The organism is Streptomyces sp. NPDC026538, from assembly GCF_055567535.1.
The window spans coordinates 12626-39521 of sequence record NZ_JBVHQG010000024.1 but is presented as its reverse complement, the minus strand read 5'-3'; the positions used below and the strand labels follow the sequence as shown (position 1 = coordinate 39521).

Below are 26896 nucleotides of genomic sequence, written 5' to 3'. Positions count from 1 at the left end.
TGGCTTGCAGCGTGATCTGCCTGCGACGACTCCAGAAGAGTCGCCGCTCCCCGGGTCAGTAACGGAGGCGAGCCTCGGACCCGTCGATGCGCAGCGAGCAGTCCTTGAACACCTGCAGCAAGGACCGCCCGCCGCCGATCGGAACCAGCGTGAGGTCCAAGTCGAGCAATGGCTTCACCACTGAGACAGTCCTAGACCCATCTGGATCCGGACCCCGGAGAGCCGCCAAAGCCTCGAACAAGGGCCTCACGCTCTCCCATCCCGGCCCCGGCATGAAGCGCGCCAAGAAGAACGGCTGGTCACAGCCGTACTCACTCAGCTCACCGAGCAGGACGTCCCCCTGCAGAAGCTGCCACTGCGTCACGACCTGCCCCCGTCCTCGACCGCTCAGTCGAGAACGCATCCTCGCAGCGCACAACCATCTGACCAAGCACGTCATTCTGAAACGATCAGTTAACGTCCACTCAGATCGGCATGAGCGTGGTCGGGTTTGCGGGACTCCCTGCGGAAGCTGCCCGGCGCTACGCCCAGTTCGCGTTTGAAGGCGAGCGCGAAGGCCGCCTCGGAGCCGTAGCCGACTGCGCCGGCGATGGAGGCGATGGTCTGGTTGGTTTCGGCGAGTTGGTGTGCTCCCAGTTCGATACGCCACCGGGTGAGGTATTCCAGCGGCCCCTGGCCGACGATCGCCTTGAAGCGTGCGGCCAGCGTCGAGCGTGAGACGAGCGCCGCGTCTGCCAGCAGCCGCACCGTCCAACGGCGGGAAGGATCGGCGTGGATGGCGCGCAGGGCTGCCGAGACGACGGGATCACGCAGTCCTTGCAGCCAGCCAGTCCGGTCCGGCTGCTGGGTGAGGTGGTAGCGGACGACGTCGATCAGCAGAACCACGGCCAGGTGCTCGGTGACGACGTTGGAGGCGAGGCCGGCCGTGCGGGCCTCATGGTCGATCCTGGTGAGCAGGTAGGGAAGCATCGCCGCGCCCTCGGCGTGGGCGGGCAGATGGATCACGGGAGGCAGGGCGTCCAGCAGGAGCTCCCGGGCGCGCCGGCCGAAGGTGAAACTGCCTCCGACCAGACGGGCTGTGACCGGCTGATCGAGAGGCCCGGCCTCCGCGCTGGCTCCGCCGCTGGCCCTGAAAAAGGGCGAGGCGGATAGCACCGTGGCATCCGGCGAGGTGCCCAGGACGAATTCCTGGGGGCGGGTGAGGAGGAACGAGTCGCCGGCGCGCAGCGTCAGCGGCTGGTCCAGGCCGTGCGTGCTGAGCATGCACGAGCCGGTGAGGACCGAGTTGAACTTCGCACCCTCCGAGGCGGGGAAACGCAGGGCCCAGTCACCGTGTCCCGTCAGCGTGGAAGCCCGTCCGGCGCGCACGTTGACCAGCCCGAGGATCTCTTCAAGCGGGTCTATGCCACTTGGACGCTCTATAGGTTCAGGGCGACTCATGATGATTGGAAGTCTAACTCGCGCTGCCTAGTCTGTGAGCAGCACGAAGCAGAAGGAGTTGCTGTGGCTGACACCGCCCGTCCCGCTGACAACCGCGTGGCCCTGCCGACCGGGGAACCGACCCGGGGCCGCATCGCCGTTCTGACCGCCGACAAGGTCGAGGACGTCGAGTTCTTCTACCCCTACTACCGATTCACCGAGGCGGGCTACGACGTCGACGTGATCACCCCGACCGGCGGCGAGCTGACGGGCTACCGCGGCATGGGCATTCAGGAGACTGTGTCCCTGGTCGATGTGGATCCGGCTGACTACGACATGCTCTATGTTCCGGGCGGCCTGGCCCCGACCGAGCTGCGTACCGTTCCCGCCGCGCTGGACTTCGTGCGGGCTTTCGCGGCGGCCGACAAGCCGGTGGGCCTGGTCTGCCACGGTCCGCAGATGCTGGTGTCGGCCGGCCTGGCCGAAGGCCGGCGCATGACCTCCTGGTACGAGGTGCGCCCGGAGGTCGAGGAGGCGGGCGGTACCTGGATCGACGAGCCCGTCGTCCAGGACGGCCCGTTCATCACCGCCCGCAAGCCGGGAGACCTGCCTGCCGAGCTACACGCGATCATGCAGCGCCTCGACAAGCAACAGGTCACACAGACGGAGCGGGCGGCGAGCCAGCTCGCCAGCTGACCTCTCGCCGCCCGCTGCGTGCAGGCGACTCCCCGCATGCTGACCGCGCACGCGCCCGGCCGGCCAGGACGCTCCCTCCGCCTGGCCGGTTGGCCAGTCCGCTCTGCGCGGGTTGGCCGTGACAACGAACTGCGGTCCCGTCTCCAGTTCGACGATGACTGGTCGAATTACTTAAAGGCCGCGAGGAACGGGCCCCTACCTTGGTCGTGTGCCAGTCGCCATGAGCGCTCCCGGCCCGCTCCGTCCTTGTGCGCAGACAGCGACAGACCCCAGGCTGCCCGCGCGGGAGGTCACCGATCAAACGACCGGGCCCCCTGACGACGCACCCGGAACAGTCCGGCGACCGCGCCGCAGGGATCCGACGCTGACCGCCCGCACCGAGGAAGGCCATGTCAGTAGCCGATCACACGCGTACGGACACACCACAACGGACCCGCCTGACCAGTGTGCCGCCCGTCGACACGGCACAGCGCTCGCACCCAGCCGACGTGGCCACACGACCGGCAGCGGCCGGCCCCTTGCTCACGGTCGCGATCAAGGCCAGTGACACCCTGAGCGCCGACGGTGCCCGTGCCTGGTTCGAAGCGGCAGGGGAAGCGCAGGTGGTCTCCTGGTCCCAGCGCCAGTACGCTCAGGCAGCCGTCGTCCTCGCCCATGACATGACCGCCCAGGTCCTGGCGAGCATCGACGAAGCATCCACAGCACCACACGGGCAAGCGGTTCCGGTCGTCCTGGTCACCGACAGCTGCAACGAGCGCCAGCTACTCGACGCCGTGGACCGCGGAGCCGTCGCCGTACTTCTGCGCAGCGAGATCTCCTACCGGGACGTCGTCGAGGCCGTACAGCAGAGCCTCAAGGGCGGCTCGCTCATGCCCGCAGCGATGGTGCGGACCCTGGTCGAACGCCAGCAGTCTTTCCGGGCGCAGCCTCAGCCGCAGACCTGGCCGTTCGCGCCCCGCGAGGTGGAAGTCTTGCGGCATCTGTCCGAGGGGCTGAGCACCGCGGACGTCGCCAACTGCCTGAACTATTCGGAACGCACCATCAAGAACATCGTCCACGAGGTCGTCCAGCGCCTTAATCTGCGCAACCGCACGCATGCCGTGGCCTACGCCATCCGCTGCGTTGTGGTGTGACCGGCCCACGCCACCGCGTGTCACGGCCTCTGCGCCCACCGAAGAGGGTCTTTCGGCTGCTGGCCTGCAGCAGGCCAGCTATCCCACAGAGACCGACTCATACTGACTTCAGCTCGTTGGGGTGAATCGTTGCGAAGTCGCTGATGAGCGTGAGTGGGTGGCTGTATCCGTGTTGTGTGAGGTATGCGGATGGGGGCGGGCTGACTGCTGCGGGAAGGCGGCGCCGGGAGTCGGTACGGATGCAGGCGGCCCAGCTGTTCGAGCAGAAGATCAAGCCGTCGGAGGTCGCACGGCGGCTGCGGGTGAGTGTGAAGTCGGTGTACCAGTGGCACCAGATGTGGCGGGACGGCGGCGTGCAGGCTCTGACCTCCCACGGTCCGAGCGGGTCACGGTGCCGTCTGTCCCCGCGCTGTCTGGAGAAGCTGGCCGCGTATCTGGAGCAGGGTCCGGCCGCGCACGGCTGGGTGGAGGACCAGGTGTGGACCGCTTCCCGGGTGGCCACGCTGATCGGCCGGAAGTTCCACGCCTCCTACAGCGTCTCGGGTGCCACACGGTTGATGCACCGGCTCGGCTTCAGTCCGCAGGTCCCCGCGCGGCGGGTCGCCGAGCGCGACGAGCAGGCTGTGACCGGATGGAAGGAGGCGACCTGGGCGGAGGTAAAAGAGCCCGGGCGGCCTGCGGAGGCTACATCTGCTTCGAGGACGAGGCAGGCTTCACCCGCCGGCCGCCCAAAGGACGCACCTGGGGCCGGCGCGGTTGTACCCGGTTGTGACGGTGAGCGGCCGACGATCGGGACGCCTGTCCGTGGCCGGACTCATCGCGATGCGGCCCGGCTCCCGCACCCGCCTGCGCACCCACCCCGCGGGCAAAGGTAAACGTCGCAGCCTGGGCGAACGCGACTTCATCGCGTTGATCGACGGCGTCCATCACCTCGTCAAGGCCCCGATCGTGCTGGTCTGGGACCGGCTCAACACTCATGTCTCCCACACCATGCGTGAGTTGATCGCCGGGCGTGAATGGCTGACGGTGTTCCTGCTGCCCGCGTACTCGCCGGACCTGAACCCCGTCGAGTGGGTATGGGCCCATGTGAAGCGCAGCCTGGCCCACCGTCGCGTTGGACCCGATGGAGGACACGCGCTGCAGGTGATCCATGAGGTGCGCAGCCGCGCTTCTCAGTCGCGCCAGATGCCCCTCCCGGTCCCCGAAGGGGTCGCACCCTGCGCGGGCCCAGGCCTGCCCCGCTGGCCCGCCCACGTCCGCCGCGATCTGGTCCAACAACCGCAGGGTCTCACGGCGGTGGCTCTCGTCACCGGTGTTGTAGACGATGATCGTCGCGCAGATGATCGCACTCAGCGCTACGGACGGATTGACGGTTCTCTTGGTCGAAAACCCATCCACCATGGGCTTCACGTCGTTGTCAGCGCAACCGCCTGAGGCGGACAACAGGTTGGAAACGCTCACTACATGCTGGGCGGAGGCCGGAAGCAACTCGAATGGTCTAGTACTACTTCGTCAGGTTGAATTGGTCTGGGGGTATTCTGCTCAACTTGCCGTCCGGGTGAACTTGGGTGGAAATGGAGACGGTCTTCCGGGGGAAAGCTCGTCGTCATGTCACAGATTCGACGCATGACGAGAAACTGACTTCAGGAGGGACAGAGTGGGTACTCGAATAGGTAAGACCAACAGGATCACCGGGCTCATCGCCGCGCTGGTAACCATCCTAATGGTCTCCGTCACCGCAAGCACCACAGCATGGAGCCAGAGTCGGGAGGATGGCCCCGGGGCCGGGCAGTCGACCTTCCAACAAGCGGAACCGCCCCCCGGTTTCCAGTCAAAGTATGCGGAAGTCAACGGCTTCCGCATGCACTACCTGCAAGGCGGCAAAGGTTCACCGGTGGCGCTGATCCACGGGTTCCCTCAGACGTGGGCCGAGTGGCGAAATCAGATGGGTCTACTCTCCAAGAACCACACCGTGATTGCTGTCGACCTGCGCGGAATGGGCAACTCCGAGGTCACTACGAGCGGTTACCTGACTGCACAGATGGCCGGAGACGTGCATGAGCTGCTGAAGCAGCTGAATCTGAACAACGGAATCCAGCTCGTCGGCCACGACATCGGTTTGTGGGTCAGCTATGCCTACGCGGCCCAGTGGCCGTCGGAGGTGCGCCGCATGGCGGTGATGGAGGCTCCTATCCCGGACGAGAGCATCTACAAGTACCCCGCTCTGGAGGCCGATCCGGACAAGCCCTCGGCGTGGCACTTCGGCATGTTCCAGCTGCCTCTTGCCGAGCAGCTCATCGCCGGCCACGAGCGCGCCTTTGTCGAGGGATTCGTTGGCGAGTACTTGGGGAGCAACAAGTCCGCGTTCACACCGTCCGACTACGACTTCTACGCCCACTATCTGAAGCAGCCGGGACGCACGACGGCCTGGATGAGCGTGTACCGCCAGCTCCGCGAAGACATCCGGCAGAACGCGAAGTTCGCGGCCGCAGGCAAACTGAAGATGCCCATCCTGGCGATCGGGGGATCGGAGTCGTTCGGTGACGGTATCGCCGACCAGTGGCGTAAGTACGCCGTGAACGTCGACGGCCGGGTCCTTGAGGGGTCGGGACACTGGGTGACCGAGGAGAAGCCGCAGGAAGTGACGGCCCTGCTGCAGTCCTTCCTGGAAACGTCGGCCGGGACACAACCGTCCCTGGCCGCCACAGGCTCCCACGAGACTCAGACTCTGGTGGCGCTCAGCGGTGTCGCCGGGGCCACGGTACTGGCGGGTGTCGGTGCGGTGGCGGTTGCACGCACCAGGCGACGCGCCGGAGCCTGAGCACGTCTCTACTGGTCCGCCCCCGCCGTCTCGCCCTCCGGGCTAGCCGCCTGGAGGGCGAGACGGCGGCGGGGATGACGCTTGGCAGGTCGAAGACGATGCCCCGGCGTTTAGTACTCCAGTCAGAAATCGTGTCCTGAGCTGGTTCTTCTTCGGTAGTGGCAACGGCGGGCGATGGCTTGGTGGCGTCTGCGCCACCGGGACCAGTTCAGTGCGTGGAGCCGTCGGTCCTGGTCGGGTCTGGGGTGGGGCAGGAGAGTGTCCAGTAGGCGCCGGATCTCTGCCACGGTGAGGGGGATGAGGCTGGTGGTGTCGTTTCTGCCGCCCCCCTTGCGGTGTTCTGGGCGCGGGCTGCGAGGACAGCGAGGAAGGCGTGGGCGAGCATCGCCAGGGTGATGTGCCGGTACCAGCCCACGTAGCGCCGGACCTCGTATTCGTCCAGACCGCACTGGTTCTTCGCGGCCTGGTAGCACCCCTCCATGGCCCAGCGTGAGCCGGCGACGAGGGCCAGCTCACCGACCTCGACACCAACGGGTGCGTAGGCGAGGTAGTAGGCGAGCTCGCTGGGGTCGGACAGGCTGCGGCGGGCCATCACCCAGCGGTGATGGGTGGGTGCGTCCGGGTCGAAGATGATGTTGGCGGGCAGTTTGGCCGCAGCCCAGTCGTAGACGCGTGGGCCCTTGGCCCCGTCACCGCAGGACAGCCGCTGCCAGGCGTCCTCGGGTGCTACCTCGATGAGCTGGTCGATGCGCCAGATGCCGGCCAGGGACTTGATCTGCTGGGGCTTCGGCACCGCCACGACATAGCCGACGTCGAGTTGCTCGAGCAGGCGGCGGAAGGACCAGTTCTGTCCCTAAGCCTCATCGGCGGTCACCCAAGCAAGCGGGCAGTCCTGCGGCGATGCAGCGGAGGACCAAGCCCCTGGCCAGCTCGCCCTTGGTCGCGAAGGTGCGCTCGTCGGGGATCTTCGCTTCCCGGCACCGCTCTCGATCCTTGGTCCAGGACTTGGGCAGGTAGAGCTCGCGGTCGACGAGGGCTCTGCCATGGCCGGTGGCGTAGGCCGCGAAGACACCGATCTGGCAGTTGTCGATCTTTCCGGACGTGCCGGTGTACTGCCTCGACACCCCGGCCGACGTGGCGCCCTTCTTGATGAACCCGGTGTCATCGATGATCAGCACTCCGCCCGGACCCAGCCGTTCACCGACGTACTCCCTCAGGTCGTCCCGAACGGCATCGGCGTCCCAGCGGGCACCGTTCAGCAGATGCTGCAGCCCAGCAGGGTCACGATGTCCTGCGTACTCGGCCAGTTGCCAGCCGTTCTTGCGGCCCACCGGCGCCAGCAGGCCACGGACGTAGTCCCGCATCCGCCACCGCAGATCCGCCCGCCCGAACCGGCCCGCCACCCGCGCGAAGACCGACTCCAACTCCTCGGCCCAGCCATCGACTTCAGTAATGCCCTCCACGCCGGGACAACGAGAAGAACCAGCTCAGGACACGATTTCTGACTGGAGTACTAATCGGACAGGTATATCCGATCAACTGACTTACGGACCAAAGAGACACGCGCTAGGAGACCAATGAAGATCTTGCTCTGACCGCCCGACTCGCCCCGGATTGCCGTTTAAATGTCAATCAACCCAAAGTGGCGCAAGCCGGGCGCGATTTCAAGATCTTCAGGACACTTCTAGCTAAGCGCTGTCCCGTAAATGATCTACGACGTGTTCGTTGACCTGCCTGTTCGTCGTCACCCGGCGAGGGTGAGGTTGTGCAGGCGGGCGATGCCGAGCATCGCGTGGTGGACGCCGTCGCCCTTGAGGCGGCAGTCGCGGAGGATCTTCCAGGTCTTCATCCGGGCGAAGGCGTGCTCGACGCGAGCGCGGACCTTGCGGTGGGAGGCGTTGTGTTCCTCTTTCCAGGCCTCGAGTTCGCTCTGGCCGGGTTCGCGGCGGTGCGGGATGACCAGGCCGGTGCCCCGGTAGCCGCCGTCCGCGATGACCGTGGTCTTGCCGACGGCGGCCTTCGCTCCGGACAGCTCCCACGCCTTGCAGTCGTTGCGGTTGCCGGGCAACGGCCGGCCGACCGCGACGACCAGCCGGGTGTCGGCGTCGATGACGACCTGGTGGTTGGTCGAATACCGGTAGTTCTTCGACTGCTCGGCGATGCTGTGGTCGCGGGTGGGGACCAGGGTGCCGTCCACGATCAGCACGGCGTCCTTGCGGAACCGCCTGCGCTGCTGGAGAGCGAGCGTGGGTCCGAGGTGGTCGATGATGCGGTCGGCCGCGGACTTGGCCACCCCGAAGAGCAGCGCCAGCTGGCGCAGGGTCAGGTTCGTCCGCCAGTACGCGGCGACCAGCAGCACGCGGTCCTCCAGCGGCAGACTCCACGGCCGGCCCTTGCGTACCGGATCTGCGCCCTCGCGCCGCAGCGCGGTGATCAGCTTGCCGAACTGACGCGGGCTCAGCCCGCTGAACGGGGCTATCCAGGAGGGCTCCGACGCCGTGATCACGCCAGTCACTGCTTGATCATTCCACTGCTTCAGGTCCTCACTGCTCGAACGCGATGCGGCAGCGTTCAACTTGCTCGGCCACGTGCTCCATGAACCAGCGCATGATCTCGTAGGGGATGACGTGCTCGTCGTGGCTGTGGACGTGGACGGTCGGCTCCAGGTCCGGATCCTCGTCAGGTATCACCGCCACCAGGAAGGCCACTTCAGGCAAATGTGTTTCCGCGTTGGGGATCTCAGCCCACGTGGTCGGCGCCGGGACGGCCTCGCTCAGCTCCACACACCATGCGTCGTCCGGCAAGGCGTAGTGGAACTGGACGGCATAGTGACGGCCTGCATGAACACGCAGCTCTGGCATGTCCGCAGGCTGTCACAGCCCCGCGTCGGAGTCTCGCGAGTATCCCGCTCAGCTCCCGGCGCGGGCTCCAGCCAGCCTTTGCGGGACATCCTTTAGGACCGCGGCCAGGTGCGGGCCCTCGGTAGCCCTAACCACGCCGGCGATCCGGAAACTATGGAAGGTGGCCGTTCCAGCGGAATGCAAAGTGGTGCCGCTCCGGTCGAGCAGTGTTGTCCCGGCGCTGCGCTCTGACCGGCCTTCAGGTCTGCGAGTTGTGGACACACTCGGCTGGACCGGAGACACCCCTGATCCGTTCCAGACCAGCTGACGGAAGGTAGGTCCTGATCCGTGGGGTTCCTGCCCATTACTGAGCGGCGTCGGGAGGATCCACGATGCATTCTGGTCGAGCGGGGCGCTGGAGCGACCTGCGGAGCTCAAGGAGACACGGCGGTGACCGTCTGGAGAACCAGCAGTGCGCAGCACCTACCACTACATGCAGGAGAAGCTATGAGTGTTCGGGTTGCCGTGATCTCTACGGTGCAACAGGAAATGGGCACCAGCTAGCCCAGGCAGGGACAGAGGGGGCAGCAAGCCGTGGCGGACGTCCGACTGCGGCACGTACCCCAACTGGCGCCCGACGGCGGGGGTGGACGCCAAGGCTGCGCAGTGACATGGAGGCCAGCCGCCTGTGCAGGCGACACAGCCGCTATGCAACCCCGTGGCCGAACGCCCTGAACAGTCCGACAGCGCTGTGCATCGGCCACACCATTTCGGCCAGGAGTTATACCGGCCCCCGCTACCGCCGAGGCAGGCGGACACCACGAGCTGACGGCCCTGTTGCACCTGGCCGTGCCGAACAGTCAAGTCGACATCGACGTCTTCATTGCGACAACAGAGCGAAGTCGGCAACGTCATCCTCGAGCCTAGGGAACGACCTTTGTTGACTTGCCGCCCTATGGTCGTACTCAAGACGTCACATGGAACCAGTTCAGTCGTCGTCAGAAGGCAAATATGTCATTCAATGTCTCAGGAGACCACGGGATCGCTGCTACTCGGCGTGGCGGGGGAATCTATGTCCCCCCCAACGAGGGCGTCGTCAAGTGGTTCTCAGGTGATGTCTACACGATCAAACTGACATCCGCGCAAACGGGCGGATCGGTAGGCTTCCTGGAGGCGTCGGTCCCGCCGGGGGGCGGACCGGCTGCTCATAGCCATACCGACCAGGATGAGACGTTCTACCTCATCTCCGGTGAGCTCGAGTTCCTCGACGGAGATCGACTCTTCACAGCGGGACCGGGAAGCCTTGTGCATTGCCCGCGCGGCACCCGTCACAGGTTCAAGAATGTTGGTTTCCACACGGCACATATGCTCTTCTTTTACACGCCGGGTGGAAGTGAAGGGCTCTTCATCGAGGGTGGGGACGAGCCGCAGCCTGGAGTTGCGGTGCCTTCGTGGGAGCCAGAGCGATTCCAAACGGAACGGATGATCGAGCTTTTCGAGAAGTACGGATCTCTGACTGATCCAGAATCCTGAGCGGTGGGGCGGCCCATGGGGCGACGTCCCAACCCACGACGATGTCATGCGGTCGACGGCGCAACGGAGATCTGAGGCTCTCAGGCAGGGCGCGACGTCACTGATCGCTCGGACTGCGACGGCGGCAAGGACGCCGGGTGGTGGTGAACGCCACTGCGATCGAAATCCACTGCATGGCATATTGTCGACCTTAATCGACACACCGTGTTCGTTGAACGGGAGTAAAAATGGAAGACCGCAGCACAGAACTCGCCTACAAGAACCTGCTGGAGGTTTTTGGTGAGCGGGATCCACAGGCGCGCGCCAGGATCATCAAGGAAATCTACACGGAGGACGTCACGTTCTCGGATCCAGACGAGGTCGTCGTCGGCTGGAATGCCCTAGACCGCAAAGCGCAACGCCTACTGGACGAGGCACCCGGATTCACCTTCCGTCCGGCCGGCGAAGTTCGGAGTGTGCAGAACCTGACTTATCTGGCCTGGCACTTCGGACCCGAGGGAGCACCCCCGTCTGTCAGCGGAGCTGACATTTCCATCGTGCAGAACGGCCGTATCGCACACCTCTACACGATGCTGGACCCGGAGCCAGAGCAGTAGGTGTGAGCACGCCGAACAACGCGCGGACTCGATACCCGGGTCCGACATCGCGAACCGGAGCCACTCCTTCGAATAGGCGCGGCTCCACCGTCCAGGCCCTTTCCTTCAGATCTTCGGATTGTTGGTTGATGTGCGTTGTTGGCGGACGCCCAGTGGGCACGCATCGAGCCGTTGTCGCTGGATCGGACACCGAAGCGGGGCGGGCGGTGGCGTGATCATCGGCAGGTGATCGACGCGATCGCGTTCAAGTACCGCACCGGGACGCTGTGGATGGACCTACCCGAACACTTCGGTTCGTGGAAGGGCGCCCACAACCGGCTGCGGATGTGGGCGACCTACGGCACCTGGGAAAAGGTGTGACCTGGAGCGGGTCGTCGCAGTCGACTCCACGATCGTGTGGGCTCATCAGCACGCCGCCGGGGCCCGTCAAGAGAGGCCCCGACCGGCGAGCCGGTGGACCATGCCCTCGGGCGCTCCCGCGGCGGGCTGACCCCGAAGATCCACCTCGCTGCCGACCGCTCGCTTTCGTCATCACGCGTGGCCAGGCCGGCGACGCACCTGCGTTCGCGCAGGTCATGGCCCGAATCCGAGCGCCCTGGCGGACAGGCCGCCCCAGAGTCACACCGGAAGCGGTCCTGGCCTATTAGGCGTATTCGTCCCGGGCTCCGCCGTCATCTGCGGCGGCGCGGGACCCGGACGGTGACCCCGCAGCCCGCCGACCAGGCCGCCACCGCAAGCGGCTCAGCTGCGAGGTGGCTGGCCCAGCCTTCAACCGCGAGCGTCCATCTGCCCGAACAGGCAGGCGCACGACTCCGTTCAGCGACCGCGGATGCGACGGCCGGCGCCTCGGACCGGCCGGTCAGCTCGGCTCGGCAAGCGTGTACATGACGGTGTGCCCCTGCTTGTGCCGCGCAACCCTTCCCTGAGCGACCAGTCCCTCCAGGGCGTTGCGAACAACCTGGTTGCTGGTGACGCGATCCGGCTGCCTTTCCTTGCACTGCCGCCAGATCTCTTTCGCCGAGCGCGGCTCGGTCTCAGCACGCAGCAGATCCACGAGAATGTCTTTGAGCAGCGGCTGCTGACCTCCGCCGCTGCGCCGCCCGGGCCCTGCGGGCCGGCCTGGCTCCGGGGCAAGCCTTGCCGGAGCCGTAGGGGAAGGCTCCGGCGCCGCTGCTTCCGCCAACTGGGACTGATGCTGTGCCGAACCTGCGCGCCCCGTGGATGCTCCCGTCACCTTGATGATGTCCAGCAACAGCGTCTCCTCCTGCTGCAGAACATCCAGATGGCTGAGCAACTCAGCCTGCCGTCGGCGGTTCTCCTCCAGATCTGCGACGGCCTGGTCTGAGTAACGCGACCTGAGGGTCACCGGATCAGGTTTGGTCGCCATGGCCGTTTACTCCCTTGCATATGGATGACGCTGCGCATGTTACTCAGAGTCCGAAACCCTCAGATCTGCTTGCCCTATACATCGCCGAACACATACGTCCAGGCCAGCGCGTACGTCCGGCCGCTCCGGGAGATATGTGTGTGGGGCCGGGCCAGCCATGGGATGCCTCCAACTGCGGGCGTGAAACAAACGCTCCGCCCACCGGCCCGCTGCGCCAGCAGACCGCCGGGCACAGGAACGCTGCACATCGTCACTCGGTGGTTTGCTGTGCGTACAAGGGCCCCTGACTCTGGCGCCGCATGGTTGACGAGACCGGCCGATCACCGGGAAACCGGTAAGGTACGGCCTCGAACAGCGTCCTGCGGGCAAGGTGCGGAGCAGATGGCCACCAGAAGTTATCGATCACCTCGTCGTGAGCAGCTCGCCGCAGATACCCGAGCGGCAATTTTGGAGGCCGCGCAGGAGCTGTTCATCACGCAGGGTTATTCCTCGGTGACGGTGGCGAAAATCGCTGCAGCTGCCGAGGTGGCCTCGCAGACTGTCTACGCCAGTACCGGCGGCAAGGCAGACATCCTCCGCGACCTGCTTGCGCCCGCCATCCATGACCCCAGCGTTGCTGAGACGATGCACCGTATCTTCGAAGCGGACGACCCGCGAGAGGTCATCAACGCAACGGCGCTAGGGACGCGGCAGGCGCACGAGAGGCACTGGAGGTTCCTTGCCGCGCTGGTGCCTCAGTGTCACGCGGAACCGAGCGCCGCCGCGGTACTCGCTGCCGGCAATGCGGAATACATCAAAGCGCTGACGGTGGTCATCGAGCGCCTTGAGCAAATGGACGCGCTGCGGGCCGGCCTCGACACGGGCAGGGCGGTCGATCTGCTGTGGTTCTACCTCGGCCAGGACGCCTGGTTCAGCCTCGTGAGCCATCGGGACTGGAGTTTCGACGCTGCCGAGGAGTGGCTTGCGGGGGCTGCGAGACAGGCTCTGCTCGCAGCCCCGTGAGCAGCACACATCACAGGGCGATATCTGCCAGCCGGTCGACCTGCCCGATCTCGTCGGACCAGCAGCCGAGCATCACTTCGTCCGCTCCGAGATCGCGGTAAGCCTCGACCGCCTGCCGGATACCGTCCTCAGTAGTGATCATCTCCTTGGCGCTCGTCTCGGCGAACGCCGGCGCGAACCCGTAGTACCGCAACATGTTGGCCCGCGCCTGTTCCACGGTCGCCTCCGGGCCCAGCGCCACATTGATCTGGCCGATCAGCACAGGCTGGCCCTCACGGCCCGCCTCCTGCCACTGCCGGCGGACGAGCTGGAGCATGCCACCCGCCTGCTCGGGCAACGCAGCGCACAGGAACCCATCACCCCAGCGGGCGACCCGCGCGAGGGCGCTCGGCGCGAACGCCCCGAACAGCAGTTCCGGCCCCCGGGCGTGCAGCGGGCTCGGCCCCACAGCGCCGATGCCGTCGCTGAGCGGGGCACCGGACCAGATGCGCCGCATCAGGGTGAGTTGCTCCTCCAGCCTCCGGCCGCGGCGGGCGAAGTCAGCACCCACCGCGCGGAAATCGTCCTCACGCGCGCCCACCCCCAGCCCAAGGGAGAAGCGTCCCCCCGAGAGACGGTCGAGGGTGGCGGCCTGCTTGGCCAGCACCACCGGCTCGCGCAACGGCGCCAGCAGAACCTCCGACTGCAGGCGAATCCGCGTGGTCACCGCAGCCATGGCAGCGAGCATCATCATTGTCTCGGGATTGTAGTAGACGATCCGGTCGGGCAGTCCGAGACGGTGGTACGGGCCCTCATCTGCGCGCTGCGCCCAGGAGAGCAGCGCCTCGTGATCCACGAAGGGCAAGGCGAGGCCGAGTTTCATCGCTCTCGGCTCCCGGTCGTGCCGGAGAGCACCTCGAGATCCGCTCGCGCCTGTTCACGCATGGCGGGGACGAACTGCTGGGCCGGCTCGGGCAGGCCCGACAGGACGAGCGCTACCTCCTCGGGCGTTCCCACCTCGTCGAAGAAGCCCACCGTCAGGTGTGCCGCCTCCATGGGCGACGTGGCGATCACCTGCTGAGAGAAGGCCGCCCAGCTTTGCGCTGACACGTGCTGGGTGAGCGCAGGGAAGAGGACCGGCTCCTCGTGCTCCAGGTGCCGATGCACCAGCTCCCGGACGGCCTCCGCTACCCGGTGCAGGTTCTCCCGGTCGGCGTCGCCGGCGATCGATGCCAACTCCAGCGCGTCGAGTGCCGCGTCGAGCTGGTCGTGCTCCTTGCTGAGGGAGCCCATAGCCGCGGCTATGTCCGGCGCGGCGTCGACGATCATCGGCCAGAGCTGATGGTCTTCCGTCTCGTGGTGATGATGCAGGTTCTTCACCACATACGTGCGCAGCTGGTCCAGCGCATCAAGAGGCACCGACGCACGCAGGGCGGCCTGGGAGAGAACAGTGGTGGCGCGGCGATGCATTTTGTGGGTCAGACGCGTCTCGGTGACAGCGACAACCTCAGTACCGGGGTTCATGGCCACACCATAATCGATAGAAGGGTCTCTATCCAAAGTCACCGCAGGGTCTAAACCCATCCCGCTCCACGACCGAGTATCGGGCAACTCAGCTGCACGGCACGGGAGTTCACTGAACGTCGAAGGTGGCTGTCGCAGCAGCCGACGGCTGCACGCAGCACGCGCTGGCCCCGCACGTATAGCCTCCGACGCCCCCAGGCCCACAGGCCCCCCGACGTGCCCCGTCCTGGCCGGCGCCGACGCTCACACGGGCGTGCCGGCCCTCTCTCAGCTCAGGTCCCCGCGGGGAGAGTACGCACCACGTTCTTACGCAACGCCAGGAGGGCCGAAAGCACAACGGCGGACACGATCAGTGTCAGCGCCGTGACCATCACTGTAGCGACCGCACCGAGTCCGAGGGACGGTGGCACGTCGAGGGCCCAGCCTCCCAGAAGGCCGGTAGCCAGCACCGGCGGGAGGGCGAGCATGGTGGCCGTGGTGACGTAGATCAAGGCTTCTGCTGCCGCGGACGACAGAACCGTTGCGGGCGTAGCGCCGCTGGCGACGAGGAGGGCAACCTCGTGATTACGTTGGCGGCCGGCCATGAACAGGGTCACGGTTGCACCGATCAGAGACAGCAGGAGCGGCCCTCCCAGCAGCAGTACGACGCCGCCATTCGACAGGGCTTCGCCTGCCGACGTTGTGCCGTGAGATGCATAGACCCCTCCGGCCAGCGCCATTGCCACCACGAGAGGGTTGATCACTGCAGCACTCTGGCCGGCGCGATGGGCTGTGGCTTGATGAGCGAGATGCCACCAACTGGATGCTGACGGCGGCACGACGGCCGTCCAGGCCCGCAGGAGCGGGGCGATGAATACCGGACTGAGGGCAGTCAGGAGGGCTGCGGTCAGTGGACCGATGAGCATGAGCGCTGTTCCTGCCTTGTCCGGATCCGAGACGGGCAGGCTGAAAACGACACTGCTCAAGGTCAGCAAGAGTGCACCGGCACAGATCCATCGTGCCCGACTCATACCGCGGTTGGGCAGATCAGGCTCGCGCAGTGCTTGGATGGCGGGAGTCCGGCCGGCCCGGCGGGCGCCGCGCATGCTGCCGGTGACTGCCGTGAGCAGAACGTAGGCCACGACCGCTGCCGCTGCGGCAGGGCCGTACTGGGTGTGACATCACGCAGTTCCGGCACATTGGCGAAGCAGAACGCGAACAGCGGCTGCAACGTCGGTATCGCCACCACCGAACCGATGGCACCGCCGAGAAGGGCCATGACGGCAATCTGGGCCTGCACGACAGCGCGGACTTCGCCGGGGCCCAGGCCGACCAACTGCCACAACGCATAGGAACGCTGGTGCAGGGTGACGACGCGGTTGGTAACTGCCCCGAGCACGACGACCGTGGAGATGGCAGTGAAGAGGATCACTGTTCCGCTGATGCCGTACAGGGCCAGGCCGGCATTGCCGCCTACCGTGACGGCGGTCTGTATGTCGCTGGCGACCACCGGGCCGACCACATCTGCGACAGCAGCGATCAGCGCCGCGCCCAGCCAGATCGCTAAATTGGAGTAGCCGCCTCGATTGGGCGGAATGTCATGGAATCCATCTGGTTCGTGGTAAACAGTGGGCTACAGGTGGTCAAATTCGTTGACGGCGAGGTAGGAAAAGATGACAGTTCCATTGAATGGAAAGGTGGCACTGGTCACCGGCGCTTCGCGGGGTATTGGTGCGGCAATCGCGGCACGTCTGGCCGCAGACGGTGCTGATGTGGCCATCAGCTACGCGAAGTCGCCTGAACGCGCTGCGCGAACCATTGAAGCAGTGAAATCAAGCGGTAGACGCGCTCTGGCAATTCAGTGTGACCAATCGGATGCAGTCGATTCCCAAGCGCTGGCGGGAAAGGTAATCAGTCATTTCGGGCGGCTTGATATTCTCGTGAACAATGCCGGAGTGTTCGCCACAGGAACAATTGACGACCCAGACCGAGACCAAGCTCTCTTCGACCACCAATTTCTGGTGAACGTGCGTGGCGTTGTTGCGACTGTTCGAGCCGCGGCAGGTGTCCTCAGCGAGGGGGGACGCATTGTGTCGATCGCTACCTCGGGGGCCGCTTCGACGCGGGTGGCGACGCCGGGCATTGCGGACTACGTCGCCACAAAATCTGCTCTGGTCGCTTACACGAAGGGGTGGGCTCGCGACCTTGGTCGACAGGGCATTACTGTCAACGCGGTCCAGCCCGGTCCGATCGACACGGAGATGAATCCCGGTTCAGGCGAGATGGCCGAACAACTTGCGTCCCAGACTGCACTCGGGCGCTACGGCAAGCCGGAGGACATCGCAGCGGCAGTGGCTTACCTTGTCGGTCCGGAGGCCGGGTTCGTGACAGGAACGGTCATCACCGTCGACGGGGGCCTTTCGATGTTGTAGCTCATTGAGCTGTTTCAGAGTGGCCACTGATCGGGTGATGCCGGCGGTGTGCGCAACGCACGAGGCTCCCGCGCCGTTGGGGGAGGTGTTCGAAGTCTCAACCCACAGGCGCAGGAGCCGCGTTGGTTCCGTATTCTGCCGCACTCGACCTGCCTCATGCCCTGGTCGAGTGGGTCACCGTGCTCATCGTCACCCGCGAGGGTGACCGCCGCTGCAAGCTCCCGCCGCACCAGCGTGCCCTGGTCGGCCTGGTGTACCTGCGGCGGCACGACACTCTCGCCCAGCTCGCTGCCGGGTTCGGCATCTCCGTCTGCACCGCGCACGCCTACGTGGCAGCCGTCGTCGACCTGCTGGCCGACCGCGCGCCCGGCCTGCTGCGTGCCCTGCGTGAGGCCGATCCGGACTACGTCCTGCTGGATGGCACGCTTGCGGAGTGCGACCGGGTCGGCGACAGCCGGGCCGACTTCTCTCACAAGCACCGCCGGCATGGGGTGAACGTGCAGGTGGTGACCGACCCGGCCGGGCGGCTGCTGTGGATCTCGCCAGCACTGCCCGGCCGTGCGCACGACCTCACCGCCGCCCGCACCCACCGGATCATCCGTATCTGTGAGCGCCAGGGCGTCCCGGTCCTCGCCGACCGTGGCTATATGGGAGCCGGCCCCTGGGTGACGACGGCCCTCAGGCGCCCGCCGGGCCGTGACCTCACACCCACCCAACGGACCGTCAACTGCGGACTGTCCGCTGCACGGGCACCGGTCGAGCGTGGCGTCGCACGACTGAAGTCGTGGCGGATCTTCCGCAAGGCGCGGTGCAGCCCGAATCGAATGACGTCAATCGCTGCCGCCGTCCTCACTCTGGAGCGGCAACGCTGAAAGACCTCATTCGCTGGAGCCGCGGGTGAGGTGGCCTGTGCACGGCAACAGAAGCATCACCATGCGGTGGGCTCTGTACAGGTGGCTGGGCGTCATCGCAGGTCCGCACTCGCCCGGATCCGCGGCCATAGGTCTTCGCGCGATGCCGCGCCGCGCCGATGAGTCCACAGGTGAGGACACCGGCGCTGCGCGGCATGTGCGTCAGTCCGTGCCGACAGGGAGTAGTTGAGCTTCACCAGGCGCACTGCTCAGCTTCCGGGCTTCCCGGCGCTCGGCAACCGTTGTAATCAGCCCAACGCCGAGGCCTGCTGCAGCGATTGCCATGATGACCAACAGGGCTGGGTGGTAACCGTTCAGTTGGTCCTGCGTGGTGACGCCGCCGTGGCTTCCAGCAGTCACCACTGCGGTGACGATGGCGAGGCCGATTGCTCCGCCTATCTGCAGGGACGTATTGACCAGGCCTGAAGCAAGGCCCTGCTCTTCGTCGTGGACCCCGTTGGTGGCGGCAATGTTGAGCGAGGGAAAGGCAAGGCCGGCGCCGAGTCCGATGAGGGCGACAGTGGGAAGGATGACGGCGACGTACGCGCCGTGGGGGCCGATTCGCAAGAACAGCGCGTATGCGACGACCATGGCGGCAAAGCCGATCACGATCAGTCGTGTGGTGCCGTAGCGGTCGATGGCCGCTCCTGTGCGGAAGGTCAGCAGTGCCACGATCAGCCCGCTGGGCATGAGCGCCAGGGCCGTTTGAAGTGCGGACCACTCCAGCAGAGTCTGGAGGTACAGGGTCAGCACGAACTGAAAAGCGGTATAGGAGCCGAAGAAGGCCAGCGCCGCGAGGTTGGCCCTGGACACGTTGCCGTTGCGGAAGATGCCCAGCCTGACCAAGGGGTGGGATGTGTGCTTCTCGATGATGAGGAACGCGGTAGCCAGAGCAGCTACAGCCACCAGGGAGAGGACCGTCCTCGCTGTTGCCCAGCCGATCTGCGGTGCTTCAGTCACCGAGTACACGAGAAGGAGCATGGCCCCTGTTCCGGTGACAGCGCCTCCGAGGTCGTACCTGCGCTTGCCCAAGTGCAGCGAGGGCTCCCGCTTGATGAGGCGGGCGCCGGCGGCGAGGGCGATCAGTGCGAGGGGTGCAGGCATCAGGAACGTCCAACGCCAACCGATCTCGGTAAGCAGGCCACTGAGGACGAGACCCAGCGAGAATCCGCTGGCGCCGGTTGCCGAGTAGATGCTGAGGGCGCGGTTTCGCGAGTGTCCCTCTGGGAACGTCGTGGTGATGATCGACAGGCCTGCGGGGGCGGTAAAAGCTGCGCTGATGCCCTTGAGGAAGCGGGAGGCGATCAAGAGCCCTCCGCTATCGACCAGGCCGCCGAAGAGCGATGCCGCGGCGAAGATGCCGAGAGCGACGAGGAATACCCGTCGTCGACCCAGCAGATCGGCAGCGCGTCCACCAAGGAGGAGTAGCCCACCGTAGCCCAAAACGTAGCCGCTCACGACCCACTGCAGTTGTGCAGTGGACAGGTGCAGATCGCTGCGAATCGAAGGCAGTGCTACGCCCACCATCGAGATGTCCAGCGCGTCCAGGAATAGGGCCGCGCAAAGCACTACCAGGGTGCCCCAGGTGCGGGGGCTCCAGCTGGTGGCGGAACTGGACACGGGTGTATTTTGTGACATTTCATCCTCACGGAAGAGAATCTGCGGCCACTGTGCGGCTCATCTGCGGATCGTTGGCCCCTGGCGGCCGGCGGCCGGGTAACGCCTGGGCCGCTGCTGAGGCGACCTGGGCGCAGCCGCTCGTTTCGCTCGAATGTGTACCGTTCGATATATAACTAGATCAGGAAAGCACACCCCCTCGCCCGGAGCCAAGAGCGACGTCCTGATGTGAAGCAGCCCACGCATCGCGGCCGGGCACGTCGCAGCCAGCGCCAGGCCTCGTCAGCCCGAAGTCACGCATGCAACTTCGCAGCTCTGCGCCTTCCCCCGCCACAGTGGGGCGCCCCCCCTGGCCAGGCCAGCCCGAGGCGGCGCACTCATCGGAGGGGGCGCGACGGGCGTCGCCACTCGGCGCAGCCGCCCCCGTCGCCAGCTCGGTACCGTTCGATACAAAACTGTGCCATGATGGAGCACGCAAGTTCAGTACCGTTCGATACAAAATGAATCGACGGACAGCGAAGGGGTGAGCAATGGGACTCTTGGCAGGCCGAACCGCGCTTGTGACCGGTGGCTCGAGGGGTATCGGCGCGGCGATCGCGCGAAGGCTTGGAGCGGAGGGCGCGGACGTGGCAATCAGCTACGTGGCATCTCCGGACCGGGCCGGTGCTGTCGCTGACGAAATCCGGGCCATGGGCCGGACGGCCCGGATCTACCAGGCGGACCAGGGTGACGAAAACGCCGTCGGAGAATTGATCGACAGCGTGGCCGGGGACTTCGGCCGGCTCGACATTCTGGTCAACAGTGCCGGGGTGTTCACGACCGGCGAGGTCGGAGCCAGCGAGGCGGACACGGATGGCTTCGCCCGGCAGGTCGATGTGAACTACCGCGGAGTCGTTGCCGGGATCAGGGCGGCCGCCAAGCATCTACCCGAGGGCGGACGTGTCGTGAGTGTCGGAACTGTCAGCGCGACCGGCCGTCTGGGGTTCAACGGCATCGGCGAGTACGTGGCGACAAAGGCAGCCGTCGCCGCATACTCCCGCGGAGCCGCCCGTGACCTGGCCAAGCGCGGCATCACCGTGAATGTCGTGCAGCCGGGCGCGATCAACACGGAGATGAACCCCGAAGACACCGAGTGGGGTGCCCAGCTCGGCGCCACCATCCCGGCTGGCCGATACGGCCGGCCCGAGGAAGTCGCAGCCCTTGTCGCCTTCCTCGCAGGCCCGGAGGCCGCCTACATCACCGGCACCACGATCAACATCGACGGCGGAATGGACGCGTAGGCACCCGCCCGTACGGCCCGACCGGTGCGGATACACCTACAAGGCCTGTCCGTGCTGGTCGGGGCGTATTGACAGCTCTACGAGCTGTTCGTCCGTACGGGCCCCTGCCGCGTGAATCGCTGTGAACGGGCAGCTCACGTCATCACCCGGTCACGGATCCGCAGGCTCGTCACAACCACTGATTGTGACGAGCCGCAGGATTTCATCCCGCGTGAGCGCTCTGGCACCTCGCGCCGACGGCGCCGCGATCCCTCAGAGTCACGAGCGGACTGATTGCAACGCAGATCGTCTGTCGGACACACAGTTATCGTTGCAGAGTTCTGTATCGAACGGTAAGGTTGCTTGGGAGCAACCGAAAGGGGTACGTCATGGCTGGTGGGCGACCTCGGGAATTTGACGTCGACAAAGCCTTGGACCGTGCCCTAGACGTGTTTTGGGCGCATGGTTACGAGGGGACGTCGCTGTCGCAGCTGACGCAGGCGATGGGTATCAACAGGCCCTCGCTGTATGCTGCGTTCGGAGGCAAGGCCGAGCTGTTCCAGCGAGTTATCGAACGATATTATCAAGGTGACTCTGCTTACACGGTGGCCGCCCTGCAAGAGAAGACAGCTCGAGACGTGGTGAGGGAATACCTTCACCGCAATGTCGACGCCATCACCAGCCCCGATCATCCACACGGTTGCCTGGTGGTGCAGAGCGCTTTGCGCTGCAGTGCTGAGAATGTGGAAGTGTCTGCCGATCTTGCTCGGCGGAGGCGCATAGGTACGGAGGCGCTGCGGGCAAGGTTTGAGCAGGCTTTGCAGGATGGCGACACGAGTGGCGGTTACGATCCAGCAGCCTTGGCTCAGTATGTCTCCACCGTGAGTGAAGGCCTAACTGTGCGCGCGGCGAGCGGCGCCACCCGTCAGGAACTGCACAGCGTCGTCGACTTCTCACTTCAAGCGCTTGCGCTCATGTCTGCGCCCTCGGCTGTCGGCCAGGTTTGAGATCCGCCGGCGCCGTATTCCGCATTCGCTGTATAAATCTCCACGGCGGAGGACTTCACCGTCTGCTCAGCCAGCGCCTCGGCTCTGGTAGAGGGATACGGTGAGTGTTGCTTTTCTGTACGGCACTGCGGCGCACGCGGGAAACTGCGCCGCGGGGGCCGTGGCCAGCCGCCCTCTCGTTGCAACATAGTCGAGCGCCTGGGCAGTGCCGCCCGATATGGCTTCTCTCGGCCCAAGCGGAATCGGGCCCCACGGCGTCGTGGACCACACAAATCCACATCACAGGCGCCAACGTGGCGCTGTGCCTATGTTGCTGCCTGTCGTGGTGACGGATAGCTGAATGCGGATCCACACCCCGGTGCACATCCGCTGGACTGCCTCCGTCATCATCCTGCTATATGTGAGCAGCCCGTCGCATCAGTGACCGCGGCTTGCAGGTTCGACTCGCTGCTTTCGTGCATCGGTACTTGTTGCGTCGAGGGACGGGAGAGCTAGAGCGATCTGGCCCCGGAGCGCACGGCGCAATGGTTCAACATTTCATCTACAGCGGAGAAGCCCTTATGGCACATGTAATCGCAATCCATGAATACGGAGACCCATCGGTCCTCCGCATCGAAAATGTTGATGTGGGCGAGCCCGGTCCGGGGGAGGTCCTCCTCCGACAGGACGCGGTGGGAGTGAATGCTGTCGACGCCATCATGCGAGAGGGGCGGTTCGGCACTCCATTGCCCGCTGTCCTCGGCGTTGAAGGTGCGGGCGTCATCCAGGCTGTCGGCCCGGGAGTGAAGAGACACGCGCCGGGTGACCGGGTCGGCTACTTCTTCTCGATGGGCGGCTACGCCACCGAACGCGTCATCCCCGCAGAGGCACTCATCCCGCTTCCGGAAGACATCGAAACAGACCAGGCTGCAGCGTTCTTGGCTAAGGGACTGACCGCCTGGATGGGCATCAGCGTCCTGCATCAGGTAGAGCCCGGCCAAGTGATCCTAGTCCAGGGCGCCTCCGGCGGGGTGGGCTCCATCCTCTCCCGTTGGGCAAAGGACAGGGGAGCGACGGTCATCGCAGTGGCTGGCTCGAAAACCAAACTGCCCCGGGTACAGGCCGGCGCCACCCACGCTCTGTACGCCGCCGACCCAGACTTTCTTGCAACGGTGCGAGATGTGGCACCTGCCGGCGTTGACGTGGTGTACGACCTTGTAGGACAGGCAACCGCCGGACTGTCCACGCAAGCCGTCCGTGACGGCGGGAAGATCATCACTATCGGTGCCGCCTCGGGACCGCCCCTGCACTACACCGCGCTCGAGAGCGAACGTGGAATCCAACTGGTCGGCGGAAGCACGCCCCAGCACGTGCAACCGGCGACAAACCCCAAGCCCGCTTCGGAACTCTTCGCGGCCATCCGAAGCGGACTATTCCACGAGCTGAAGATCACTCCATATGCGTTCGAGGAGGCACGTCAGTCACACGAGGACCTCAAACACCGCGTCTTGCCCGGCTTGCCCATCTTGAAGCAGTAAAGAAGTCGGTGCAGCTCGCCGGATGGCTGCCGGGACGCCAGAGGTGCGTCGCCAAGAATGTAGATCGAACGGCGGATCCTGCGCTAGCGGTGCGCGGCCATGCCAGCGCAGGTCAGTTGACGCGGGAGCCCAGATAGGTGGATGCGTGCAGCGTCATGGAGCATCCGCTCAGTCGGAGCCTGGCCGGCCCAGAGCGCGGTCATCAGGACGATCTCCCGGGCCTCTTCTGGTCGTGCCGGACGTAGTGCAGGCATGGCACGGCGATGCGGCTCAATCGTTCCGTCTCGGCGTGCCGGTCAGGTTGCGTGCCCAGCCTGTTCGCGCTCGCGCCGGTGGAGTTCAACTCGGCTGCACCGACGTGTGATTGTGTCGCTCACCGGTTCGGAAACGCGGCCGATCACCCGGAACGTGTTCGGTGGTATCCGTCGGACATGACGGACGCGGAGTGGGCCGTGGTCCGGCCGCTGCTGCCGGTGCCGGGCTGGCTGCGGGGCCGGGGAGGTCAGCCGGAGGCGTACTGCCACCGGGCGACACTCGATGCGATTCGCTACCTCGTCGACAATGGCATCAAGTGGCGCGCGATGCCTGCCGACTTCCCGCCGTGGGACCGGGTCTACGCGTTTTTCCGCCGCTGGCGCGACCACGGTCTGGTCAGGGAGTTCCACGACCGGCTGCGCGCCAGGGTCCGCGAGGGGCTGGGCCGCGACGCGGAGCCGAGTGCGGGTGTGATCGACTCACAGTCGGTCAAGGCGGACGCCGTCGTCGGTGCGGACAGCCGTGGCTTCGACGGCGGCAAGCTGGTCAACGGGCGCAAGCGGCACGTCGTGGTCGACACGCTCGGACTGCTGCTGGGGGTGATGGTCACCGCCGCGGACACCGGCGACCGCGCCGCCGCGCAGGTCCTGCTGCGACGGGTGGTCGACGGGCACCACCGCCTCGCCCTGGTCTGGGCCGACGGCGGCTACACCGGCAGCCTCGTCGAGCACTGCCTGGCCACGCTCGCGCTGGTCCTAGAGTTCGTCAAACGCAACGACGACCTCCGCGGCTTCGTGGTGCTGCCCAAGCGGTGGATCGTGGAACGGTTCTTCGCCCACCTGATGCGCACCCGCCGTCTGGTGCGCGACTTCGAACGCCGCACCACCAGCGCCGAGGCGATGATCTACTGGTCGATGACCCTGCTCATGCCGCGCCGCCTTGCCCGGCCGGACCCTGGGCGAGGATGAACCGGCCCGGCTGCCGCTCGGCCAACCAGCCCCGCGCGACCAGGCGTTTCGCCTTCGACCGCAGCGCCTCCACCTTGGCCGGCACCGCGTCCAGGCCGAACATCACGGCCAACTCCTGGCAGATCAGCGGCCCTTGATGGAGCCGGTGCCGGTCCGCCAGGGCTTGAAGAATGCGCTGATAGTCCACCGACAGCACCGACCAGGCCAGTCCCTCACGCCACACCGGCACCTGCGACTTCGGCTTCGCGGCCGTTGCCTCCGACGGCGCCGGCACGGCCGGAGCATGGCCCTGCCCGGTCTCGTCCACCGGAGCCAAGACCTCACCGACGCGTGAGCGGGTGACAGCCCACTCCTTCCATTCGAGCTCGGCCACGGTCAACTCGGCCTGAATGCGGTCGGCTTCCTCCCGCAACGCATCCACCCGGCGGCGGCCAGCGAGTTCACGCTGTTCCAACAGCCCCAGAACCGACGGCATCCGCAACCCCCACCGAAGCGATGACACGACGCCCCACCACTCCCGCAGAAACACCTCCCCTATCCCTGAACAGCGGAAATGCAGCCCTCAAGCACGGAAAGACAACAGCGTCTAAGTCAATGAACTTGCCGACCTGAGCACGGACCACGGACCACGCACGAGGTTGCCAGGAACGTATACCTGCTTCGGCGGGCGCCCGCACGGCCTCTGCCAAGTCCGTGTGAACCCTGACGTGAGGCAGGGACAGGAGAGGCTTATCGGCAACGAGCGCAGCGAGAGCAGCCCTGCGGTGGGCACAGGCCGGGGACCGCGGGCGTCCGCTGCGACCGGGATCTGCAAGAACACCCAGAAATGCGCTGCTGCATCCGCAGGTGGGGTCAGTATCCGTTCTGCGCTCGGTGCGGAGCCGAGTCCTCGACGATCAGTCGTCGCTACCGAGCTTCTCGAGTACGAGGTCACTGATCTCCGCCAGGAGAGTGATCTGGCCGGGCGTGAGGTGATCGAGGAACAGTGCGCGGACGTCGGCGACGTGCTGCGGGGCCGCGGCCGTGATGGCTTCACGGCCCTGCAGGGTCACCGTCACGTAGGCTCCGCGCCTGTCATCGGCACATTCCGTCCGCTCGACCAGCCCTCGCTTCATCATGCGCGCAAGGTGGTGCGACAGCCGGCTCTTTTCCCACGCCAGAGTGCGGGAGAGCTCGACCATCCGCAGTCGGCCGCCGGGCACGCGGGTCAGTTCGGCCAGGACCGTGTAGTCGGCCCCCGACAGTCCGAATTCTCCCTGCAAGGATCGGCCCGTCCGGTTAACAAGGACGTCGTTCATCCGCAGGAGGCCTCGCCAGGCACGCTCTTCGGTCGTCGTCAGCCATCGCGGAGAGTCACTCATGTATCCACCCTACTAAAGGTTGACGTATCATGCATGTTCGCCCTTCAGGGCATCGGTCCAGGCCTCACGGTGAGGCGCTGTCGGTCCGTACGGCGGGGGATCCGGCCGCTTCCGGACCCAGAGGTCGCACTACGGATAGTCCTGCACTATTGGGCACCAACCTCACCCCCGTGTGCGGGGAATTTGATGAACAGAGAGTGGCCCAAAAAGAGACCGCTCATTCGCCCCTTCTCGGCCAGGGCAACGACTGAAGAACGAATTCTCACGGCCCCGCGTTACCGCGGAGTCCGCCATGCGGAGCGTGGCGGACTCCCCGCGGCCTACTCCTCGGCGCGCCCTGCCCGTAGAGCCGGGCCGGACAGTCCAACGGCCCCTTCAGGCCGGATGCCAGGCCTCTGAACCCACGACGGATGCCAGCCCGCAGAGGAAGTTCGTAACGCTGTGCATACAGCTGTAATCGCCCGAACGGTACGCCGAATTGCCAGGAAATTGGCAGATCAAAGCAGGCGTACGAGGAGGGGCGCTGCGGTGCCGGATCACCGCAATCAAGCCCCGCAATGTAACTCTCCGCATGTGGAGGATGCTGATTTCGTCGGGGAGTAGCGAAAAGGTGGGAACCGTGGAGAACTAGGCAGTTCGCAGATGCCCGTGCAGCGCCCG

The 26896-nt window shown here is 65.7% G+C and carries 24 protein-coding genes and 3 pseudogenes; 14 read left to right on the top strand and 13 right to left on the bottom strand.

The genetic code is table 11. The annotated features are described in order from the left end of the window. Window positions 1–55: 55 nt before the first annotated feature. Both ACZ4N4_RS45640 and ACZ4N4_RS45635 read right to left on the bottom strand, forming a co-directional pair. Window positions 56–364, bottom strand: a complete 309-nt coding sequence (locus ACZ4N4_RS45640) for a hypothetical protein (RefSeq protein WP_467600605.1) — start codon at window positions 362–364, stop codon at window positions 56–58. 89 nt (window positions 365–453) lie between these two features. After that, window positions 454–1440, bottom strand: a complete 987-nt coding sequence (locus tag ACZ4N4_RS45635; protein ID WP_467600602.1) for an AraC family transcriptional regulator — start codon at window positions 1438–1440, stop codon at window positions 454–456. Window positions 1441–1503: 63 nt separating this feature from the next. Here ACZ4N4_RS45635 and ACZ4N4_RS45630 point away from each other — a divergent pair, with 63 nt between their 5' ends. From ACZ4N4_RS45630 to ACZ4N4_RS45615, 4 genes and pseudogenes are all read left to right on the top strand, one after another. Next, window positions 1504–2115 carry a type 1 glutamine amidotransferase domain-containing protein gene (locus ACZ4N4_RS45630; protein WP_467600600.1) on the top strand — a complete coding sequence of 204 codons (612 nt, stop codon included), beginning with the start codon at window positions 1504–1506 and terminating at the stop codon, window positions 2113–2115. Between the two features lie 488 nt (window positions 2116–2603). Then, window positions 2604–3248, top strand: coding sequence for a response regulator transcription factor (locus tag ACZ4N4_RS45625; RefSeq protein ID WP_467600597.1), 645 nt, complete (start codon window positions 2604–2606; stop codon window positions 3246–3248). Window positions 3249–3424: 176 nt separating this feature from the next. Next, window positions 3425–4364: pseudogene (locus ACZ4N4_RS45620) on the top strand (IS630 family transposase); the annotation flags it as partial. A gap of 541 nt (window positions 4365–4905) precedes the next feature. Next, window positions 4906–6069, top strand: coding sequence for an alpha/beta fold hydrolase (locus ACZ4N4_RS45615; protein ID WP_467600594.1), 1164 nt, complete (start codon window positions 4906–4908; stop codon window positions 6067–6069). Window positions 6070–6277: 208 nt separating this feature from the next. Here the strand turns inward: ACZ4N4_RS45615 and ACZ4N4_RS45610 are convergent. The 3 genes and pseudogenes from ACZ4N4_RS45610 to ACZ4N4_RS45600 all read right to left on the bottom strand — a co-directional run bounded on the left by ACZ4N4_RS45610 (window position 6278) and on the right by ACZ4N4_RS45600 (window position 8930). Next, window positions 6278–7532 (bottom strand): annotated as a pseudogene (locus ACZ4N4_RS45610) (IS701 family transposase). A gap of 281 nt (window positions 7533–7813) precedes the next feature. Then, the gene (locus ACZ4N4_RS45605) at window positions 7814–8584 is read right to left on the bottom strand and encodes a transposase (protein ID WP_467600591.1); all 771 of its coding nucleotides are present in this window, start codon (window positions 8582–8584) and stop codon (window positions 7814–7816) included. A gap of 28 nt (window positions 8585–8612) precedes the next feature. Next, window positions 8613–8930, bottom strand: a complete 318-nt coding sequence (locus tag ACZ4N4_RS45600) for a hypothetical protein (protein WP_467600588.1) — start codon at window positions 8928–8930, stop codon at window positions 8613–8615. Window positions 8931–9920: 990 nt separating this feature from the next. Here ACZ4N4_RS45600 and ACZ4N4_RS45595 point away from each other — a divergent pair. From ACZ4N4_RS45595 to ACZ4N4_RS45585, 3 genes and pseudogenes are all read left to right on the top strand, one after another. Next, complete coding sequence (locus tag ACZ4N4_RS45595; RefSeq protein WP_467600585.1) at window positions 9921–10442, top strand: cupin domain-containing protein; 522 nt, start codon at window positions 9921–9923, stop codon at window positions 10440–10442. Window positions 10443–10669: 227 nt separating this feature from the next. Beyond that, entirely contained in the window at window positions 10670–11038 is a 369-nt protein-coding gene (locus ACZ4N4_RS45590; protein WP_467600582.1) for a nuclear transport factor 2 family protein, read from the top strand. 135 nt (window positions 11039–11173) lie between these two features. Then, window positions 11174–11761, top strand: a pseudogene (locus ACZ4N4_RS45585) (IS5 family transposase); the annotation flags it as partial. A 136-nt stretch (window positions 11762–11897) separates the two neighbouring features. Here the strand turns inward: ACZ4N4_RS45585 and ACZ4N4_RS45580 are convergent. Further along, window positions 11898–12425: a hypothetical protein gene (locus ACZ4N4_RS45580; RefSeq protein ID WP_467600579.1), complete on the bottom strand. Its 528-nt coding sequence runs from the start codon at window positions 12423–12425 to the stop codon at window positions 11898–11900. A gap of 381 nt (window positions 12426–12806) precedes the next feature. Between ACZ4N4_RS45580 and ACZ4N4_RS45575 the strand changes: the two genes are divergently transcribed. Further along, a complete protein-coding gene (locus ACZ4N4_RS45575) occupies window positions 12807–13427 on the top strand; it encodes a TetR/AcrR family transcriptional regulator (RefSeq protein WP_467600576.1) in 621 nt (206 codons plus the stop codon). A gap of 10 nt (window positions 13428–13437) precedes the next feature. Here the strand turns inward: ACZ4N4_RS45575 and ACZ4N4_RS45570 are convergent, their stop codons facing one another. The 4 genes from ACZ4N4_RS45570 to ACZ4N4_RS45555 form a co-directional block, all read right to left on the bottom strand. Beyond that, window positions 13438–14289 (bottom strand): LLM class flavin-dependent oxidoreductase, encoded by an 852-nt coding sequence (locus ACZ4N4_RS45570; protein ID WP_467600573.1) that lies wholly within the window; start codon window positions 14287–14289, stop codon window positions 13438–13440. Continuing rightward, the gene (locus tag ACZ4N4_RS45565; protein ID WP_467600570.1) at window positions 14286–14930 is read right to left on the bottom strand and encodes a hemerythrin domain-containing protein; all 645 of its coding nucleotides are present in this window, start codon (window positions 14928–14930) and stop codon (window positions 14286–14288) included. The genes ACZ4N4_RS45570 and ACZ4N4_RS45565 overlap by 4 nt, the downstream gene beginning before the upstream one ends. Before the next feature lie 272 nt (window positions 14931–15202). After that, window positions 15203–15895 (bottom strand): ABC transporter permease family protein, encoded by a 693-nt coding sequence (locus tag ACZ4N4_RS45560; protein ID WP_467600567.1) that lies wholly within the window; start codon window positions 15893–15895, stop codon window positions 15203–15205. 41 nt (window positions 15896–15936) lie between these two features. Beyond that, window positions 15937–16419 carry a hypothetical protein gene (locus ACZ4N4_RS45555; RefSeq protein WP_467600565.1) on the bottom strand — a complete coding sequence of 161 codons (483 nt, stop codon included), beginning with the start codon at window positions 16417–16419 and terminating at the stop codon, window positions 15937–15939. A gap of 187 nt (window positions 16420–16606) precedes the next feature. Here ACZ4N4_RS45555 and ACZ4N4_RS45550 point away from each other — a divergent pair, with 187 nt between their 5' ends. Both ACZ4N4_RS45550 and ACZ4N4_RS45545 read left to right on the top strand, forming a co-directional pair. Further along, complete coding sequence (locus tag ACZ4N4_RS45550) at window positions 16607–17341, top strand: SDR family NAD(P)-dependent oxidoreductase (protein WP_467600561.1); 735 nt, start codon at window positions 16607–16609, stop codon at window positions 17339–17341. Between the two features lie 122 nt (window positions 17342–17463). Continuing rightward, entirely contained in the window at window positions 17464–18213 is a 750-nt protein-coding gene (locus ACZ4N4_RS45545) for a transposase (protein WP_467600558.1), read from the top strand. Between the two features lie 201 nt (window positions 18214–18414). Here ACZ4N4_RS45545 and ACZ4N4_RS45540 read toward each other — a convergent pair whose 3' ends face one another. Beyond that, window positions 18415–19890 (bottom strand): MFS transporter, encoded by a 1476-nt coding sequence (locus tag ACZ4N4_RS45540; protein WP_467600555.1) that lies wholly within the window; start codon window positions 19888–19890, stop codon window positions 18415–18417. A gap of 509 nt (window positions 19891–20399) precedes the next feature. On the opposite strand from ACZ4N4_RS45540, the gene ACZ4N4_RS45535 reads away from it, so the two are divergent. From ACZ4N4_RS45535 to ACZ4N4_RS45520, 4 genes are all read left to right on the top strand, one after another. Then, entirely contained in the window at window positions 20400–21149 is a 750-nt protein-coding gene (locus ACZ4N4_RS45535; RefSeq protein WP_467600552.1) for an SDR family NAD(P)-dependent oxidoreductase, read from the top strand. A gap of 368 nt (window positions 21150–21517) precedes the next feature. Next, entirely contained in the window at window positions 21518–22135 is a 618-nt protein-coding gene (locus ACZ4N4_RS45530) for a TetR/AcrR family transcriptional regulator (protein ID WP_467600549.1), read from the top strand. A gap of 560 nt (window positions 22136–22695) precedes the next feature. After that, the gene (locus ACZ4N4_RS45525) at window positions 22696–23652 is read left to right on the top strand and encodes an alcohol dehydrogenase catalytic domain-containing protein (protein ID WP_467600546.1); all 957 of its coding nucleotides are present in this window, start codon (window positions 22696–22698) and stop codon (window positions 23650–23652) included. Window positions 23653–24083: 431 nt separating this feature from the next. Then, the gene (locus ACZ4N4_RS45520) at window positions 24084–24875 is read left to right on the top strand and encodes an IS5 family transposase (protein ID WP_467600544.1); all 792 of its coding nucleotides are present in this window, start codon (window positions 24084–24086) and stop codon (window positions 24873–24875) included. On the opposite strand, the gene ACZ4N4_RS45515 is transcribed toward ACZ4N4_RS45520, so the two are convergent. Next, the gene (locus ACZ4N4_RS45515) at window positions 24832–25350 is read right to left on the bottom strand and encodes a hypothetical protein (protein WP_467600611.1); all 519 of its coding nucleotides are present in this window, start codon (window positions 25348–25350) and stop codon (window positions 24832–24834) included. The two genes, ACZ4N4_RS45520 and ACZ4N4_RS45515, sit on opposite strands and share 44 nt — an antisense overlap. A gap of 421 nt (window positions 25351–25771) precedes the next feature. After that, entirely contained in the window at window positions 25772–26236 is a 465-nt protein-coding gene (locus ACZ4N4_RS45510) for a MarR family winged helix-turn-helix transcriptional regulator (RefSeq protein WP_467600541.1), read from the bottom strand. Between the last annotated feature and the right edge of the window lie 660 nt (window positions 26237–26896).

What these genes read in the sequence shown, in the direction of transcription:
- ACZ4N4_RS45635 (WP_467600602.1), bottom strand. Translation starts at nt 1,440, where the DNA reads ATGAGTCGCCCTGAACCTATAGAGCGTCCAAGTGGCATAGACCCGCTT.
- ACZ4N4_RS45600 (WP_467600588.1), bottom strand. Translation starts at nt 8,930, where the DNA reads ATGCCAGAGCTGCGTGTTCATGCAGGCCGTCACTATGCCGTCCAGTTC.
- ACZ4N4_RS45595 (WP_467600585.1), top strand. Translation starts at nt 9,921, where the DNA reads ATGTCATTCAATGTCTCAGGAGACCACGGGATCGCTGCTACTCGGCGT.
- ACZ4N4_RS45590 (WP_467600582.1), top strand. Translation starts at nt 10,670, where the DNA reads ATGGAAGACCGCAGCACAGAACTCGCCTACAAGAACCTGCTGGAGGTT.
- ACZ4N4_RS45580 (WP_467600579.1), bottom strand. Translation starts at nt 12,425, where the DNA reads ATGGCGACCAAACCTGATCCGGTGACCCTCAGGTCGCGTTACTCAGAC.
- ACZ4N4_RS45575 (WP_467600576.1), top strand. Translation starts at nt 12,807, where the DNA reads ATGGCCACCAGAAGTTATCGATCACCTCGTCGTGAGCAGCTCGCCGCA.
- ACZ4N4_RS45570 (WP_467600573.1), bottom strand. Translation starts at nt 14,289, where the DNA reads ATGAAACTCGGCCTCGCCTTGCCCTTCGTGGATCACGAGGCGCTGCTC.
- ACZ4N4_RS45565 (WP_467600570.1), bottom strand. Translation starts at nt 14,930, where the DNA reads ATGAACCCCGGTACTGAGGTTGTCGCTGTCACCGAGACGCGTCTGACC.
- ACZ4N4_RS45540 (WP_467600555.1), bottom strand. Translation starts at nt 19,890, where the DNA reads ATGTCACAAAATACACCCGTGTCCAGTTCCGCCACCAGCTGGAGCCCC.
- ACZ4N4_RS45535 (WP_467600552.1), top strand. Translation starts at nt 20,400, where the DNA reads ATGGGACTCTTGGCAGGCCGAACCGCGCTTGTGACCGGTGGCTCGAGG.
- ACZ4N4_RS45530 (WP_467600549.1), top strand. Translation starts at nt 21,518, where the DNA reads ATGGCTGGTGGGCGACCTCGGGAATTTGACGTCGACAAAGCCTTGGAC.
- ACZ4N4_RS45525 (WP_467600546.1), top strand. Translation starts at nt 22,696, where the DNA reads ATGGCACATGTAATCGCAATCCATGAATACGGAGACCCATCGGTCCTC.
- ACZ4N4_RS45520 (WP_467600544.1), top strand. Translation starts at nt 24,084, where the DNA reads ATGACGGACGCGGAGTGGGCCGTGGTCCGGCCGCTGCTGCCGGTGCCG.
- ACZ4N4_RS45515 (WP_467600611.1), bottom strand. Translation starts at nt 25,350, where the DNA reads ATGCCGTCGGTTCTGGGGCTGTTGGAACAGCGTGAACTCGCTGGCCGC.
- ACZ4N4_RS45510 (WP_467600541.1), bottom strand. Translation starts at nt 26,236, where the DNA reads ATGAGTGACTCTCCGCGATGGCTGACGACGACCGAAGAGCGTGCCTGG.